We start from the raw sequence: 16,204 nt of genomic DNA, 5'->3' as shown, positions 1-16,204 counted from the left end.
CCAGCGGAAGGGCTTTTTTTGTTACATGTCCGTCAAGCGCGATTTGTTGACGGTAAGGTTGCGTCCAGGACGTGCAACCTGGAAAGTGTAACCGGGCAATGGTTTTTCAGAGGTATAAGCAGGGTTGTCAGATATATTGCTGGTAGCACCTTCGGTGGATGATGTAGCGGTTGTTTGCTGTTTTTGTACGTCCTCATCATAGGTGAACGAGGTAAGCGTGATAATAACGGACAAGCCCGCAACAAGGGCTAAAGGTACATTCATGATAAAGCGATTTCAGCTTATCAAAAATCAACACCATACAGGGGCGGGGCAATAACGCATATGCGCTATTTTGAGCGAAAAAAAGCCCGATAATTGTCGGTTACCGGGCCCAAAGGCTTGCAGTATGTTGTTATTACTCGTTCAGCATATATTTTGCGATGCCGTCAGCGGGTTTCCAGGTGCTTTTGGGTTCGTAATAGTGCCACAACAGGGCAGATACCTTGCGGATGAGGATATCGGCCTCGTTATCCGGCACCCAGCGCTGGTCTTTATTGTTATTGGTGATAATGGAGAATACATAGTCGCCGTGGGGTGCGTTCACCAATACCGTTTCCGATTTCGATTCGTCCAGCGCACCCTGCTTGCTGGCGGCGTTTACATACGGCGGTATTTGGGAAAGGGCCTTATCGTCCCAGTAAATGCGGCCCAGGTTGCGGTACATGCGCTCGCTGGCCGCAGGGCTAACAGCCTCGCCGTTGCGGATCATGGTGAACAGCCGGCACATCTCGCGCGGTGTGCTTACGCCCCAGCCGTACATGGAGCGGATCTTCTCGCGACCTTTTACCCTCGAGTTCACGCGCATTACTTTAAAGCCGTTTTGTTCGAGCCAGTTGTTGATATATTCGCCGGTGACGATCTTTTGCAGCCAGGTACTGGCAGTGTTGTCGCTCATCGTGATCATCAGCATTACTGCTTTACTCAATTCGATGGTATCCTTGTCTTTAAATGATCCCAGGATATCCTCGCCGGGGTACAGGAGGGAGTCGCGGTAAATAAGTTTCTGGTTATATTTCAATTCACCTTTTTCTATCTTATCCATAACGCCGCATTGGATGCTTACCTTGATCATACTGGCGGTAGGGAATAAAGTATCTGCGTTTATTTCGGCGTATTTGCCTGTTTTCAGGTTATGTACATAGATGCCAACCTGGCCGTTAAAGCCCTTAATGGCATCCAGTAATAGCGCGGTTAATTTTTTATCTGTTTGGGCGGATAATGTTGATGAGATAAATAACAATAATAAAGATAACTTAAGTTTCATGGCGGGCAGGTTTTAAGAATTCTAAGTTATAAAACTAATCACAAAATTGCTGTTAAAGCGTTTTCATATCTTTACCAATTATATGAACAATTGGCGCTGGCTGTTACTCCCTTTTTCACTCATTTATGGGTTGGTTGTTATTGTTCGCAACTGGTTGTACGATGGAGGGCTGTTAAAAAGCAGGCGGTTCGCCATCCCGGTTATTTGCGTGGGGAACCTTGATGTTGGCGGTGCGGGCAAATCGCCCATGACTGAATATCTTGTTCGCCTGCTAAGACAAGACAATAGACTTGCCACCCTTAGCCGTGGCTACGGCCGTAACACGCAAGGTTTTCTCATAGCCAGTGCTAATGCTACCGCTGCTGAAATAGGCGACGAACCATCGCAATTCAAACATAAATTTCAGGATGTTACCGTGGCAGTTTGTGAGGACAGGGCGACCGGTATACAAAACCTGAAAAAAGACCATAACCTGGTGATCCTGGACGATGGCTATCAGCACCGTGCGGTAAAACCGGGATTTAGTATATTGATGTTTGACTATGGCAAAATATACGACCCCCATTGGCTGTTGCCGGCGGGCAATATGCGCGAGCCATTTAGCGGGCGCTGGCGGGCGGATATACTGGTTGTCAGTAAATGCCCGGAAAATATGCCGATAGCAGAGCAAACCAGCATCGCCGAACGACTGGAGCCGTTACCCTTCCAGGCCCTGTTCTTTAGCTCGATTGCTTACCAACCCTTGCAGGATATGAAAGGTAAGAAGGCTCTCATTTCGCCGGATGCTGATACGACTGTTTTTTTGCTGACAGGTATTGCCAATCCTGCGCCCCTGGTACGCCATATTAAAAATATCACGCCACACATTATACATCATAATTATCCCGATCATCACCGCTTTAGCTTAAAAAATATCGCTAAACTTGCCGACGAATTTCAGGCTTGCCCGGCGCAAAAAAAAGTGATCATCACAACAGAAAAGGATGCACAGCGTTTAGGTGAACACGAATTGCAACCTGCAGTGGAAAAGCTGCCTGTTATGGTGCTGCCGGTAGCAGCCCGGTTTTTGAATGATAGCGGCGCCCAATTCAATCAATTAGTTACAGCATATGTTAGAGAGTATAGAACAAACCACATCATACATTAAACACCGTATTGGCGATTTTGAGCCGGAAGTGGGCATAATTTTAGGCACAGGGCTTGGCGGCCTTGTCAATGAGGTCGAAGTTGAGAAACAACTGATGTATTCCAATATCCCGGACTTTCCGATATCCACACTCGAGTTTCACGCCGGGAAGCTGATATTTGGTACACTTGCCGGAAAGAAGGTGGTAGCTATGCAGGGCAGACTACATTATTACGAGGGCTATACCATGCAGCAGATCACGTTTCCGGTAAGGGTGATGAAAATGCTGGGTATAAAAACGCTGTGCGTATCCAATGCCAGTGGGGCGCTTAACCCGGAATTCCGCAAAGGCGATCTGATGGTGATCGAAGATCATATCAACTTGCAGCCTTTGAACCCGCTCACCGGCCGCAACGAATCTGAACTTGGGCCGCGTTTCCCGGATATGAGCGAGCCGTATAAAGCGCCGCTCATAAAAAAGGCATTAAAGATAGCCGCCGATAACAATATAACTTGTCATAAGGGAGTTTATGTAGCGGTTACAGGCCCGAATTTGGAGACCAAAGCAGAATACCGCTACCTGCGTATCATAGGCGGAGATGCTGTTGGCATGAGTACAGTACCTGAAGTGATCGTAGCCAATCATATGGGTTTGCCAGTTTTTGCAATTTCGGTGTTGACGGACGAGGGGTTCCCGGACAATCTTCGCCCGGTATCGGTTGAGGAAATATTGGCAGTGGCACACGAGGCCGAACCCAAAATGACATTGATACTAAAAAAATTGATCGCAGGCCTCTAATGCTTAAACGAATAAAATATCTCCTCCTGTTGCTGTTTTGTATGTCGGCAAGCTTTGCTTTTGCACAATACCCAACACAGAATCAGAACTATCCCGGCAGGCAGCAGCGGCCGAACTTTAATAATACCGATACATCAACCAACAAAAACAAGAATTTAAGCGGCGACCAGGAAATTGACGAGGAACGAAAAAAAGAAGAAAGCCGTCACGATTCGGTTGTATTTACCTCAAAATTCCTCCGTGTAACAAATGAGCGTTTATTGAGCGATAGTACACAGGTTTTCCCTTTGGATACCGGTTTGACAAATTTTGAGAATTACAGCCCTTTATATCAGCCCCGAAGCCCTAAAATAAGCCTGGGCAGTTTGGGCCTTCCTGAAAGGCCTCTATTGTTTGAACCAAGCCGCACCATAGGGTTCGATCCTGGTGTGCATTTCCTTGATGCATACCTTTTACAAACGGACGACATTAATTATTATAAAGCGAGGGCGCCCTATACTAATCTGTCGCTATTTTCGAGCGGGGTAAAGGAGCAGCTTTTTAAAGTTATCCATACACAGAATATAAACCCGCAACTGAACATTGGTGCAAACCTGAATGTGATAGGATCGCACGGGTTTTACCCGAGACAAAATGTCAGCGAAATAAGCGGTGCCGTATTTAGCTGGTATGAATCAAAAAGTAAGCGGTACAACTTACTGGCCAACGTTATCTGGAACAATATGAAAACCCCGGAGAACGGGTCGATTCTCAATGACTCGCTTTTTACCGCGCCGCAAAGCTCTTATACCACGGCGCAAAACCAGCCGGTTCGTCTGCAAAACTCGTCGGATGTGATACGGACCAAGGGGATATACCTGAAAAATTACTATTATATCGGGAAAATAGATAGTACGAAAAAGAAGGGCGTTAGTTCGAGCGTACTGCCCACGCAGCGGGTTGGGTACACTTTTTACTATAATACCAGCAAATACCTGTTCCTGCAGAACGAACCTGATACCTATGGGGTGTTCCCGGACTATTATTTCAGTGCTAAATACTCGCACGATTCGCTAACGGTATCGCATTTGCAAAACAGCTTTTCCTATAGCTTTTATCTGCGGGGGAAATCAACCGGGGTTATCAAAAATGAAGTGAAGCTGGATCTGGGCCTGGTACAGGACATTTGGGGCTACAAACAGTTTGTGACCGATACCGGCATTATCAATACTTATGGACGCATTATTCAGCAGGATAGGAAACAAAACAACTCATTCCAGGACCTGACGGTTAAAGCCCGTGCCGGATACCGCTTCAGCGACAGGATATTGCTTGACATAGACCTGCAACAGGTGGCACAGGGACGTGATTTCGGCGATTTCCTGTATGATGCAAAGCTGACCTTGTCGGGTGGTCGTAAAGCCGGCCGGATCATCTTTGGGGCCTATTCGCAAAACAGTTCGCCGCCTTTGGTTTATACCGACTGGGTGTCGAACCATTTTATCTTCCATAATAAATTCAGCAACCAAAAGATCAATAACGTATCGTTCAATTACATTAACGATGCCTTGCAGCTTGATCTGAAAGCCGAATACTTTCTGATAACCGACTATCTGTATTTTACTGCCCAGCCTAATGGTATCGACGCTACCCCGGCGCAATTGCACGGTCCCATTAACCTGTTAAAAGTAAGTTTGGGCAAAAATCTTACTTTCCGCAAATGGCATTTTGATAATTATGTAGTGTATCAGAAAACGGATAACGAGTCGGTACTTCGCACGCCCGAAGTTTATACCTACAGCAGTTTGTATTATTCCATGTTCCTGTTCCATGTGCTACACAGCAACCTGGGAACCAATGTACGTTTCAATACAGCCTACGTAGCGCCGTCCTACGCTGTAGGACTGGGCCAGTTTTACAATAGTACGCCAAACGTGACATTCTCGTCGTACCCGGTAGCTTCAGTGTTTTTTAAAGCTACGCTGATACGCACCAACCTGTTTATACAGTACGACTACGCCAACCAGGGGTTATTCAGCAAAGGCTATTACATGGTGAACCGTTATCCAGGCCCTAACAGCCTGCTCAAAATAGGAGTGTCGTGGACGTTTTATAATTGAGGTGGAAACTAGCAATGAGATAACACTGCAAACTGCCGACTCGAAACTGCCAACTGACCTCACGTTTTCTGCTTCTTCTTCTTCGCAGCCGGAAACAATACATTGTTCAGTATCAAACGGTAACCGGGTGAGTTGGGGTGCAGTTTCAGATCGGTAGGCGGATCGCCTACTACGTGCTGGTAGTCTTCCGGGTCGTGGCCGCCGTAGAACGTCCATTGCCCTTTACCGTATTCGCCGTGTATGTAGCGTGCCTCGTTCCCGGTTTTCATTTCCCCCATAATGGTTACACCGGGCTTCAAAAGCTTTTCGTTGAACGCCGTTGTTAGGCCCATGAAGCCTTTGATCACCTTATCGTGGTTCTGGGTGAGCATACTGGGCACCACATCCCATTTGGCCGAAAAATCGAACAGCGTAAAAAAGTCGCGCTCCCTTTCTACCTGGCGGGTGGAAGTAACGTCGATATTGCTGAACTGGTGCGACATCGGGTTCATGTCCAGCGTGAAGTTTTGAAAAGCGAAGGTTTGGGTAAAATCCAATTTGCTCTGTGCATCCGGGTCGGCGGCATCACCATCGAACATGCTCTCGCAGATATCCGTATTTGCGGCCGCAAGAGCAATATCAAATGTATCGGTACCTGAACACATGGCAAACAGAAATCCACCGCCTGAACAAAAATCGCGTATCCTCTCGGCTACGGCCAGCTTCATCTGTGATACTTTTTTAAACCCAAGCTTATGCGCGGTAGCTTCCTGTATCTTCACATCATCGTTATACCATTGTGCATAACGGAACGAGCCATAAAATTTGCTGTATTGCCCGGTAAAGTCTTCGTGATGCAGGTGCAGCCAGTCGTATTTGGGCAGGTCGCCGCGTATAACTTCTTCATCGTATACCACATCATAAGGTATTTCGGCGTATTTCAACACCATGGTTACGGCATCGTCCCAGGGCAGTTTGTTCTTGGGCGAATAAACCGCCATTTTCGGCGCTTTCTCCAATTTTACCAGGTCCATATTCACCGATGGGTCGCTTACCTGGGCTATGATCTCGTTCACTTTGGCATCAGGCAGCACCTCGTAGCTTACACCGCGCACCTTGCATTCATTCTCCACTGCCTGGTTATATTTCAGCATAAAGCTGCCGCCGCGGTAATTAAGCAGCCAATCCACCTCCTCGCCGTTCTTAAGGATCCAGTAAGCAATGCCGTATGATTTAAGGTGATCCTTTTGCTCCTCATCCATGGGGATAAGGATGGACGCAGCCCTTGCCATTATAGGCACAAAGCAGAAAGCGAAAAGCAGAAAGCAAAAGGTATTGCGCTTCATATCCAAATGTAACGAATAATTATGACTGCTATTATTGCTCGGCCGGCTTCAGTATCTGCTGAAAGGTTTTTGATTTGCGTTCCTCTTCTGGTATTTTCATAAATTCCTGGTAGCTGCTGTTAATGTAAACTGTCAGGTTGAAATTAGGGTCGGTGTAGGTTTTAATGTCGGGGGTGTAGGTGACGATGAAGTTTTGCATTTCCTGCCCTTCAAGCGGGACATAATCCTTTAAACCTTTCGGACTGAAAATATCTGCGATCTTATTTTTGATAGCTTCATCCTTTGTTACCTGCGCCTCGTGCTTTCTCTTATTCTCGGCGCTGTGCGAATCGAATATATGGGCGGTCAATCCACCCGTGTAATTACCCTTACTATCAGTAGAATAGGTTAACCCCTGGTTATTAATAGGCGAGAGGGTAGGTGCGGCCTTCAGGTTGCCCAACCTCGTTTCCTGCCCGGTAACTTTAACCTCGTTAAGCATGTTCGTTTTTAAGACCAGCGATATCTCGGTATATTTCAGGCTGGTTACATAAAGGGTATCAGGCACATAAGAAAAGGCGCTAAAAACCACCAGGTCGCCGGTATGGGCAGGTATAGAGTAAGCCCCGGTGCGGTCGGAAATGGTAGTGCTTTGCGTTTTCAGGTTTTTGATAACAATGCCGGGCAGGGCCACTTTGGTCTTGTCCTCGTAAACGCGGCCGGTAAGGTTGTCCTGGGCGTAAGTTGTTCCAACAAACAGCAGTATAAATATCGAAAATAGTAGAGCGCGAACCATCGGCTAAAAATAAAGCTTACTTCTTATATCGCTAAACATTTAACAAGAATTAACAGACTTTATTATAATTTACCTTTACCCTTTCGCCTTTTAGCTTTATCCTTTTTTGCTAACTTTGCAGCCTCTTATAAAAACAGAAATGAGCAAAGCAATAATAAAAACAGCCAAGGGCGATATGACGGTCGAATTTTACGACAAGGATGCGCCAAATACCGTAGCAAACTTTAAGAAACTGGCCAAAGAAGGCTTTTACGACGGACTGACCTTTCACCGTGTTATACCTAACTTTGTGATACAGGGTGGGTGCCCGTACTCGCGCAGCCCCGAAACCGCTTATAAAGCAGGCAGCGGCGGCCCGGGTTACCATATCGACTGCGAATTGACAGGCGACAATCAATACCACGATCGTGGTGTATTATCCATGGCGCACGCAGGACGTAATACAGGCGGTTCGCAGTTTTTTATCTGCCACAGCCGTACCAATACAGCTCACCTCGACAGGAACCATACCTGCTTTGGTAAAGTGATAGAAAACGTGGATACTGTTGACGATATCCGCCAGGGTGATAAAATATTGAGTATCGAGGTAATTGAAGAATAGTTGAAAAGTTGATTGAGTGACTGGTTGATGGGGTTGTCTCATTCGCCGAAACTTGATCAAGCTGATCCAACTTAATCAACTAATAACATGAATTTAAGAGGAATAGTAGCGGTAGCGGGGAAACCGGGTTTATGGAAAGCCCTGGCACAAAATAAGACCGGGTTTATACTGGAAAGCCTTGACGCGCAGAAAACCAAGCTGGTTGCCAATTTATCGACCGCCAAAATAGCCGCGCTGGACGAGATCACCATTTTTGGCGATGAGGAGGATATCAGGCTGGTGGATGTGTTCGAACGCATGAAGGTAGCCAAGAATGTACCGGATGCCAAAGCTGATGGGAAAGTGTTGCGCCAGCTTTTCAGGGAAACGGCTCCTGGCCACGATGAGGAAAAAGTGTACGCATCGGATATGAAAAAGATCGTATCGTGGTACCATATCATGAAAGATATGCCGCTGTTCAGCGAGGAGCCACCTGCGGAAGCGACTGTCGAAGAACCGGCTATAGAGGAAGTGAAAGTCGCAGCCCCTGCCGAAGAAAAGAAAGAAGCAAAGAAGGAAAAAAAGGGCAAAAAAGAAGGCGAAGAGAAAAAGGAACAGGCGAAGGTAGTTAAGAAAAAGTAAAAATATAGAAGGTTGGGTCATGCCGAACTTGTTTCGGCATCCCACTTGCTAAGTTGCCGTAATTACTCCAGCTCGCTTTTCAAATCCTTCATCTCTGGATTTACAGATATAATCAAATTAACTTTCCAGTCATGATGCCAATTTTTTAATTGCTTTTCCCTATCTATGGCGTCGGTTATCCGTTCAAAATATTCATAAAATACAAGGTCGAATAATTTGTATTTTTTTACAAATTTCGATCCTTCACCATTAATATGTTGCCATATCCTCGCGTTCAAATCGCTTGTTACGCCAATATAAAATGTAGTGCGGTAAGTATTGGACATGATATAAATATGTCCTTGTTTGTAAAGCATTTGGATAAGATTTCAAGCAATATATGAAATTATAGCATAGAAACATTGCCGCTAATTTGCAGGTGGGATGCCGAAACAAGTTCGGCATGACTGTTATGTATTTCGGAAATTAACACCCCACCTTCACACATTTCTCATTTTCAAACTCCGGCTCAAAAGTGCTGTGGCTGATGGATAAATGTTCCAGCCTGTGGCGCAGATCGTGTTTGATGCTGTCAAAAGACAAGGGCGACCCGGGGTCTATCACTAAATGCGCCGTCAGGGCGTTTTCCGTGGTGCTGAGCGCCCATACATGTACGTGGTGCACGTCCAGCACACCATCCGCTTTTTTTAGTTCCTGTTTGATGTTTTCCAGGTCCATTTCTTTTGGCACACCGTCCATCTCCAGCCGGAGGCTGTCGATCAGCAGGCTCCACGTTCCCCGCAGGATGACGATTGCTACGATAAGGCTTACCACGCTATCTATCCAATATAATTTGGTAAAATAGATAATAATACCTGATACAACCACGCCAAACGAAACTATCGCATCTACCGCCATGTGCAGGTAGGCTCCCTTCACATTCAGGTCCTTGTCTTTGTCTTTTACGAAAAGATATGCAGTAAACGCATTAACGCCTATCCCCGCAAAAGCTACCCAGGCCATGGTACCGCCCGCTATGGTTTCGGGATGAATAAACCGCATCACAGCTTCGTAACCGATAAAACCTACCGCAACAAAAAGTATAACAGCGTTAAAAAAAGACACGATAATGGTGGACCGCTTATACCCATACGTGTACTCGCGGCTCGAACCTACGTTGCTCAGCTTGAACGCCAGCAATGCAAGAGCAAGACCCGCAACATCACTTAAATTATGACCGGCATCGGTCAATAGCGAAAGCGAATGGCTCCACAAACCGGCTATCACCTCCAGTAATACAAAAGCCGAGTTAAGAATAATACCTACGATAAAGGCGGTATTCAGATGGTCGAGTTTCGGAGTATGATCGTGGTGATGATGCCCATGTGCATGGGAGTGCGAATGATCGTGGCCTGCTGACATGCAGCAAATTTAGTGTTTAAAAATCAGATTTATGATCCACCTGAAAAAAGCAAAGTACAGGATAACCAGCACCAGCAGGTATTTTATGGCATAATATAGCCTGCGGTTGTAAGCTTTGATAGCCTTGCCGAGCCGCCTGATGGAGTAAACATATTTGAATGCTTTATTGATATTGCCTGTCTTATCGCCGCCCATGTTGGGTGATGCGCCCGACGCCATAATGAACCAGCCGAAAAACTTGTTCCATGCCCTTCCGAATATGGTTTTTACCGGTCTCTGGATGTCGCAAAACAGTATGATCCGGTCTATATCCGTCTTATTTTCGGCCCAATGGATGTAGGTTTCATCGAAAATTACATCTTCGCCGTCTTTCCAGGCGTAACTTTGCCCGTCGACGATAATATGGCATTTTTCAGAATTGGGTGTGATCAATCCCAGGTGATAACGCAGCGAACCGGCATACGGGTCGCGGTGCTGCAAAAGCTCGCTGCCGGCGGGCAATACGGCAAACATAGCGGCTTTTACCTGGGGGATGCCTTTGATGAGCTCGCAGGTTTGGGGGCAATATTTTTTTGCCGAAGGGTGAAAATCGTTATACCACTTCAAATAAAAACGTTTCCATCCGCGCCGGAAAAACGAGTTGAACCCGGCATCGTTATACTTGTCCGAACCTTTGATCAGTTCTTCCTGCTCCAACTGCAAAGCCTCGTCGCGTATTATCTGCCAGTTGTTGCGCAGCGTATCTAATTGCGGGAAATTGGATGTTTTGATATATGGTTTATTCTCGACGCCCGATAGTGCATACATGGGCACATTGATAGGTGCCATAAAGGTGGAATGATCCGTTAGCTGCCTGAAAAACTTATAACGCACCTTGCCACGGTAGTGAACAATAACGGTGGAAATGATCAGGATGTATAAAATGATGAATTTTACAGAGATAAGTTCTGCGAGTACCTGGTGCATATTTTTGGGATATCGCTCAAAATTACCAATAAACGCCTTTATCAACAAGTTAATTGTAGTTCGGCGCATTATTTTACAAATGCCTTACCGTTAGCCTTAATCGTGATGATAGGGTTCGCCTTTCAGAATGGTAAAGGCCCGGTAAAGCTGCTCGGTAAAAAACAGGCGTACCATTTGGTGCGAGAATGTCATCTTCGAAAGCGACAGCTTGTCATTAGCTTTTTGATAAACCGATTCGTGAAAGCCGTATGGCCCCCCAACAATAAAAACAAGATTACTTAAGGAGCTTACGGCTTTTTTATCGAGGTATTCCGCAAATTGCCTTGAAGTTAGCTGCACGCCCTTTTCATCCAGCAGGATGATATGGTCGGTGGGTAACAGGCGTTTCAGGATAAGTTCCGCTTCTTTTGTTTTTTGCTGGTCCGGCGTAAGCGCTTTGGTGTTTTTTAGTTCTGGTATTTCGGCAATTTCAACCTTGCCATAAAATTTCAATCGTTTCAGGTATTTGTCAATACCCTCTTTTAGCCAGTTCTCTTCCGTTTTGCCAATAATCAGCAGCGTGATCTTCATATCGCAAAGCAACGAATTATTTAAAATATAAGCATTTAAAATTGCTTTATTTGCTTTGTATGGATAACCCAATGATTCAGCAATACCGTCAAAACATCATTTTGGCGCAGGAGCAGGTAAAACTTTATGAGGAAAAGATAAATTTCTACTCCGTAATGCGGCTTGTGGCCTTTGCCATGGTGCTGCTTACTATCTATTTTTCAGTTAAGTACGAAAGCCTGGGCATGTTTTTTATCTGCTTTATTGTGCTGGCAATTGTATTCAATTGGCTGGTATCGAAACAGGCCTGGTTTACAAGCCGGAAAGAATATTACCAGCATTTTGAGAAGATCAATGAGAACGAGATCAACAGCATATTGAATTATACCAACGTTTATGATAACGGCGCTGTATATAATAACGAAAAGCATTACTATACCTCCGACCTGGATATCTTTGGCGACGGATCGTTATTTAACCTGGTAAACCGTGCGGCAACGCCACAGGGAAGGGACAAACTGGCGTCGTGGCTAATTGCTCCTTCAACGAAGGATATTATTCCTGAGCGGCAGGAAGCCATTAAGGAGATAGGCCAAAAGAACGAATGGAAGCTGGATATGCAGGCACGCCTTTTTTTTGCCAACAAAAGTGAAAACGGCGAATTGAAAAGTTTTTTTACCTACCTGAACACGCCGCTCGAACTGCCGGGTGAGAAATGGCTGAGCAAATATATCATCATCGGTTCGGCGCTGTTTTTTATCCTGCTGATCGTTGCGATCTTCTATCCCGAACTTAAATACGGCGCCATCGGCATGGCGCTGATCAACTATTTCATATCGTCGTACCGCCACGAGTACACCAGTAAAACGGACCTGATAGCTGGGAAGATAGGCGATACATTGAAACGGTATTCGGCTGTGTTCAACAGTATCGAAGGTATTCAATGGCAATCATCGTTGAATGCAAGCCTGGCAGCTACCATGAAGCAGCAGGGCGATAAAAGCACTTCGGCAGCAATAAAGCGACTATCGGTATTGATCAATAACCTGAATGCGCGGCTGAACATGATGCTTGGTTTTATACTTAATGCAGTGTTTGTTTGGGATATCCGCTTTGTGATCGCCATTGAAAACTGGAAGCGCGCCAATCACCATAACATAGAGGAAGCCTTCGGTGTAGTAGCCGAATATGAGGCGCTTATCAGCCTGGCAAGCCTGCATGTCAATTACCCTGAGTGGTGTTTCGCGGAAATTGCAGATGGCGAACATTACACCCTAACCGCCCAAAACATAGCCCATCCGCTCATCAGCAAGGATACAAGGGTGCCAAATGATTATGAGCTGAAGGATAGTTTAAAAATCGACATCATCACCGGCTCAAACATGGCGGGGAAGAGCACATTTCTACGAACCATGGGCATAAACAGCGTGCTGGCCCTGTGCGGTGCGCCGGTTTGCGCCGATGCAATGGAGGTATCAGTAATAACGGTCATTACCTACATGCGAATCAAGGATTCATTAAATGAAAGTACATCAACCTTTAAAGCTGAACTCGACCGCCTGCAGATGCTGCTTGCCGCGGTTGAAACGCAGCCTAAAGTATTTTTCCTGATAGATGAAATGCTGAGGGGTACAAATTCGGTAGATAAATACCTTGGCTCTAAAGCGGTTATCAAGCAACTTATCAGCAAGAAAGGCGTAGGTATGGTTGCCACGCACGACCTGCAGATAGCACAGCTCGAAACAGAATACCCCGGTTATGTACGCAATTTTTATTTCGATATCAGGATCGAAAGCGGCGAAATGCTTTTCGATTACAAACTAAAACACGGTGAGTGCAAAACGTTTAATGCGTCGATGTTGCTAAAACGTATCGGGATAGACATTGATGCTGATTAAGAGAGCCATACCTTAAAAATAGCGCAAAAAAATGTGCAGGTAATTCACCATTACCTGCACATCTGTTATTTACATAATTGAAATCGATTAACGGTTACCTGCGCCACCGCCGGCTCCGCCTACACCCTGGTCGCCCTGTTTCATATCGTCGTTATTAACGCCTTTCTTCTGCTGGTTGCTGAAGGTAACCTTACCAAAGCTATAGCTAAACGTTAATCCAAAAGAGCGGAAAGGGAAGGCAAAGGTACTTGTCTGGCTAAGACCGGCACTTTGCGTGTTGGTATTGAAGTATTTGTATTTAGCAAATGGCTGCAGTGCATTAATACCAATGGATGCCTTTTTATTCATGAATTGTTTACGTACCCCCATGCCAAACAAGCTGAACGATGGGCTTGATCCCTGTATGGTACGGCGTGGAGAGCTGCCGAATGTGAACGCCTGCGCTATAAATCCGTTTTTAAGATCTAACTCTGCAGAAGCGAATCCGCTATATTGCCAATACACACCTGTTTGTGAGAAAAATTGCTGGTACTGCGCATAAGGTGTTGGGTTATAAGAATAAACATTGATGCTTGCACGGAGCGTTACCGGTTTCCATGGGCTTACCGAACCAAAAAAGCTACCGCCAAAAGAATTATTCACCGCAGCGTTTTGATAGGTCGTTAAAGTACCTGCGTTGCCTGCCGTAGCAATGGCTATATTCTCGATAACACCGGCAGTGTGTTTATAGTATGCTGAGAAATTCAACACCGATCCACCGATGAAAGTAATATAATCCAACTCGTAGGTTTGCGATACTTCGGGCGACAACGTAGGGTTACCTTCGGTTGCTGCCTGTATGTTGCTCGTATTTACATAAGGATTCAAAAACTGCAGGCTTGGACGGGTAATACGCTTGCTGTATGCCAGTTTAACCGTGTTTGTCGTGCTGATCTGTTTTTGCAGGGTCAGGCTCGGAATGAAAGTATTATAATCGTTATCGAATGGTTGCAGGTCCTGGCCGGCCGATTGCGGAACGCCATGAATTGTTGTGTATTCATCACGTGCACCGGCCAATATCGAATATCCCTTGCCCAGGGTAAAGGTCAATACGGTATACCCTGCTGTTACATTCTGGTTGTAATTGTAAGTGTTTGAATTAATGTTGTCGAATATAAAGCCGCTCGGATCCTGTGCATCTGGTGTGAACAGGTCGGAATTACTATTTATTCTCCTGATGATCTCCTTGCCTCCGGCTTCCAGTTTTAGTTTTTTGCTGAGCGGGTTCGTATAATCTAACTGTACGGTATATTCATTGTTCAACCCGTCGATGTTGCTTTTTTGGTCAGGATACTGCGCCGTATACAACGTAGCAAAATTTGTTACAATCTTACTGTGACTCCATTGAGTTGATATATCCAGTTCATGGCCCTCTTTTTTAAACTTATGTGTGTAATCCAGGTTCCAGTCAAACCCGCCGAAAGAGTTGTGGCCCGTACCATGGCTTGAATACATACTGTTCGAATCAGGGTTGTTAAAGTTGGTAAACGACGACTGGTTATCGCTTATCGGATCAAAACCGCCCTGGTTGAGCCTGATGTTGGAGTGAATACTATTAAAGGCGTTAAAATCATAATTTACCGACACGTTACCGATACCACCATGACGCTTTACCTTAGTTTGGCCTGCTGAAGAGGTTGCATAATGAAGGTCCGTACCTTCAGGATGGATATCGTTATTAAAGGTATTAAGCGAGGTTTGAGGCCAGCTAAGGTTACCACCCGCATTGATGCTTAAGCTAAAGCGGTTCTTGTTATAGTTGAAGTTAAGGTTCCCGTTGTTCTGGCGAGTACCTATACCGCCGCTTATCGACCCGCTAACACCCGACATGTTCTTTTGCTTGGTGATTATGTTGATGATACCTGCCGAACCTTCCGCATCGTATTTGGCAGAAGGGGAGGTGATCACTTCGATACTTTTGATCTGGTCGGCGGGGATGGTTTTCAGCACATCCGATAAACTTGCTGATGTGGCACCTGATGGCTTGCCGTTGATCAAAACGCGTACGTTATTATCGCCGCGCAGGGATACGTTGCCATTCAGGTCGACGGCTACCAATGGTACTTTTTGCAGTACGTCGGTTGCGTTGCCGCCCGCTGCAGTAAGGTCTTTTTCGGCGTTGTAAACGATCTTGTCGATCTTGTTTTCTACCAACGAAGCTGTACCCGTAACCTGAACTTCTTTCAGCGATTTAGCGCTTGATACTACCAGCACCGTGCCCAGGTTATTGTCCGGCTTGGAATCGGTGGTTGATACGCCATTGACAAATTTTTCAGGATAGCCCACGTAAGTGATCCTGATCTTATAATCGCCCGGTTTTACACCGTCTATCTTAAAGCTGCCTTTGTCGTCGGTCAAAACACCGTTTATGGGCGATTTGCCGGTTGCCCTGAAAAGCGCTACCGAGGCATAGCTGAGTGGCTGCTTAGTAACAGAGTCAACAAGCGTGCCTGAAATTTTTCCAACGGTTGTAGAGCCGCCGCCGCCCGTTCCAAATTGGGCTTGCGCGGTTATAACCGAACAGGATATAATTAAAATAAGTAAAAGTAATCGTTTCATTTGTTGCAATTTTTGGTAATTGGAGGCGAAAATAGATTAAATGTTACACCCTGTTGTCCATTTTTTTGTCATAGACTATAATTGTCATTGATTCGTTACATGGCTTAGTGTTAATATTACATTATTTGCCTGGTTTTTCA

General features: G+C 45.6%; 15 protein-coding genes. 6 read left to right on the top strand and 9 right to left on the bottom strand.

The window, feature by feature from the left end; translation table 11 throughout:
• Positions 1–21: 21 nt before the first annotated feature.
• Positions 22–264: a hypothetical protein gene (locus tag VL525_RS17935; RefSeq protein ID WP_325388411.1), complete on the bottom strand. Its 243-nt coding sequence runs from the start codon at positions 262–264 to the stop codon at positions 22–24.
• 133 nt (positions 265–397) lie between these two features.
• Positions 398–1,306: a serine hydrolase gene (locus VL525_RS17930; RefSeq protein WP_325388410.1), complete on the bottom strand. Its 909-nt coding sequence runs from the start codon at positions 1,304–1,306 to the stop codon at positions 398–400.
• Positions 1,307–1,388: 82 nt separating this feature from the next.
• On the opposite strand from VL525_RS17930, the gene lpxK reads away from it, so the two are divergent.
• From lpxK to VL525_RS17915, 3 genes are read left to right on the top strand one after another with little or no spacing between them, the layout of a single operon-like run.
• A complete protein-coding gene (lpxK, locus tag VL525_RS17925) occupies positions 1,389–2,453 on the top strand; it encodes a tetraacyldisaccharide 4'-kinase (protein ID WP_325388409.1) in 1,065 nt (354 codons plus the stop codon).
• Positions 2,416–3,231, top strand: coding sequence for a purine-nucleoside phosphorylase (locus VL525_RS17920; RefSeq protein ID WP_325388408.1), 816 nt, complete (start codon positions 2,416–2,418; stop codon positions 3,229–3,231). Before lpxK ends, VL525_RS17920 begins: the two co-directional genes overlap by 38 nt.
• Positions 3,231–5,330 (top strand): putative porin, encoded by a 2,100-nt coding sequence (locus VL525_RS17915; protein WP_325388407.1) that lies wholly within the window; start codon positions 3,231–3,233, stop codon positions 5,328–5,330. Before VL525_RS17920 ends, VL525_RS17915 begins: the two co-directional genes overlap by 1 nt.
• Positions 5,331–5,389: 59 nt before the next feature.
• Here the strand turns inward: VL525_RS17915 and VL525_RS17910 are convergent, their stop codons facing one another.
• Both VL525_RS17910 and VL525_RS17905 read right to left on the bottom strand, forming a co-directional pair.
• A complete protein-coding gene (locus VL525_RS17910; RefSeq protein ID WP_325388430.1) occupies positions 5,390–6,571 on the bottom strand; it encodes an asparagine synthetase B in 1,182 nt (393 codons plus the stop codon).
• 115 nt (positions 6,572–6,686) lie between these two features.
• Entirely contained in the window at positions 6,687–7,430 is a 744-nt protein-coding gene (locus VL525_RS17905; RefSeq protein ID WP_325388406.1) for a hypothetical protein, read from the bottom strand.
• 139 nt (positions 7,431–7,569) lie between these two features.
• On the opposite strand from VL525_RS17905, the gene VL525_RS17900 reads away from it, so the two are divergent.
• Both VL525_RS17900 and VL525_RS17895 read left to right on the top strand, forming a co-directional pair.
• Positions 7,570–8,031 (top strand): peptidylprolyl isomerase, encoded by a 462-nt coding sequence (locus tag VL525_RS17900; RefSeq protein WP_325388405.1) that lies wholly within the window; start codon positions 7,570–7,572, stop codon positions 8,029–8,031.
• A gap of 87 nt (positions 8,032–8,118) precedes the next feature.
• Positions 8,119–8,652, top strand: coding sequence for a DUF5606 domain-containing protein (locus VL525_RS17895; protein WP_325388404.1), 534 nt, complete (start codon positions 8,119–8,121; stop codon positions 8,650–8,652).
• A gap of 62 nt (positions 8,653–8,714) precedes the next feature.
• Here VL525_RS17895 and VL525_RS17890 read toward each other — a convergent pair whose 3' ends face one another.
• The 4 genes from VL525_RS17890 to rlmH form a co-directional block, all read right to left on the bottom strand.
• On the bottom strand, positions 8,715–9,008 hold the full coding sequence (locus VL525_RS17890; protein ID WP_325388403.1) for a GIY-YIG nuclease family protein: 294 nt from the start codon (positions 9,006–9,008) through the stop codon (positions 8,715–8,717).
• Between the two features lie 109 nt (positions 9,009–9,117).
• Positions 9,118–10,053, bottom strand: a complete 936-nt coding sequence (locus VL525_RS17885) for a cation diffusion facilitator family transporter (RefSeq protein WP_325388402.1) — start codon at positions 10,051–10,053, stop codon at positions 9,118–9,120.
• A 9-nt stretch (positions 10,054–10,062) separates the two neighbouring features.
• On the bottom strand, positions 10,063–11,088 hold the full coding sequence (locus VL525_RS17880; protein WP_325388401.1) for an aspartyl/asparaginyl beta-hydroxylase domain-containing protein: 1,026 nt from the start codon (positions 11,086–11,088) through the stop codon (positions 10,063–10,065).
• Positions 11,089–11,115: 27 nt separating this feature from the next.
• Complete coding sequence (gene rlmH, locus VL525_RS17875) at positions 11,116–11,589, bottom strand: 23S rRNA (pseudouridine(1915)-N(3))-methyltransferase RlmH (RefSeq protein WP_325388400.1); 474 nt, start codon at positions 11,587–11,589, stop codon at positions 11,116–11,118.
• A 59-nt stretch (positions 11,590–11,648) separates the two neighbouring features.
• Here rlmH and VL525_RS17870 point away from each other — a divergent pair, with 59 nt between their 5' ends.
• Positions 11,649–13,466 carry a MutS-related protein gene (locus VL525_RS17870; protein WP_325388399.1) on the top strand — a complete coding sequence of 606 codons (1,818 nt, stop codon included), beginning with the start codon at positions 11,649–11,651 and terminating at the stop codon, positions 13,464–13,466.
• Positions 13,467–13,553: 87 nt separating this feature from the next.
• On the opposite strand, the gene VL525_RS17865 is transcribed toward VL525_RS17870, so the two are convergent.
• Positions 13,554–16,064 (bottom strand): outer membrane beta-barrel family protein, encoded by a 2,511-nt coding sequence (locus VL525_RS17865; RefSeq protein WP_325388398.1) that lies wholly within the window; start codon positions 16,062–16,064, stop codon positions 13,554–13,556.
• Positions 16,065–16,204: the final 140 nt, after the last annotated feature.

It is taken from the genome of Mucilaginibacter sp. (assembly GCF_035492695.1).
In the GTDB taxonomy this organism is placed as follows: Bacteria; Bacteroidota; Bacteroidia; order Sphingobacteriales; family Sphingobacteriaceae; genus Mucilaginibacter.
This window is presented reverse-complemented; position numbering and strand designations above follow the sequence as displayed.

Coding starts and splice junctions, on each gene's coding strand:
- VL525_RS17910 (WP_325388430.1), bottom strand. CDS start 6,571: ATGGATGAGGAGCAAAAGGATCACCTTAAATCATACGGCATTGCTTAC.
- lpxK (WP_325388409.1), top strand. CDS start 1,389: ATGAACAATTGGCGCTGGCTGTTACTCCCTTTTTCACTCATTTATGGG.
- VL525_RS17890 (WP_325388403.1), bottom strand. CDS start 9,008: ATGCTTTACAAACAAGGACATATTTATATCATGTCCAATACTTACCGC.
- VL525_RS17880 (WP_325388401.1), bottom strand. CDS start 11,088: ATGCGCCGAACTACAATTAACTTGTTGATAAAGGCGTTTATTGGTAAT.
- VL525_RS17865 (WP_325388398.1), bottom strand. CDS start 16,064: ATGAAACGATTACTTTTACTTATTTTAATTATATCCTGTTCGGTTATA.
- VL525_RS17915 (WP_325388407.1), top strand. CDS start 3,231: ATGCTTAAACGAATAAAATATCTCCTCCTGTTGCTGTTTTGTATGTCG.
- VL525_RS17870 (WP_325388399.1), top strand. CDS start 11,649: ATGGATAACCCAATGATTCAGCAATACCGTCAAAACATCATTTTGGCG.
- VL525_RS17895 (WP_325388404.1), top strand. CDS start 8,119: ATGAATTTAAGAGGAATAGTAGCGGTAGCGGGGAAACCGGGTTTATGG.
- VL525_RS17885 (WP_325388402.1), bottom strand. CDS start 10,053: ATGTCAGCAGGCCACGATCATTCGCACTCCCATGCACATGGGCATCAT.
- VL525_RS17930 (WP_325388410.1), bottom strand. CDS start 1,306: ATGAAACTTAAGTTATCTTTATTATTGTTATTTATCTCATCAACATTA.
- VL525_RS17935 (WP_325388411.1), bottom strand. CDS start 264: ATGAATGTACCTTTAGCCCTTGTTGCGGGCTTGTCCGTTATTATCACG.
- VL525_RS17920 (WP_325388408.1), top strand. CDS start 2,416: ATGTTAGAGAGTATAGAACAAACCACATCATACATTAAACACCGTATT.
- VL525_RS17900 (WP_325388405.1), top strand. CDS start 7,570: ATGAGCAAAGCAATAATAAAAACAGCCAAGGGCGATATGACGGTCGAA.
- rlmH (WP_325388400.1), bottom strand. CDS start 11,589: ATGAAGATCACGCTGCTGATTATTGGCAAAACGGAAGAGAACTGGCTA.
- VL525_RS17905 (WP_325388406.1), bottom strand. CDS start 7,430: ATGGTTCGCGCTCTACTATTTTCGATATTTATACTGCTGTTTGTTGGA.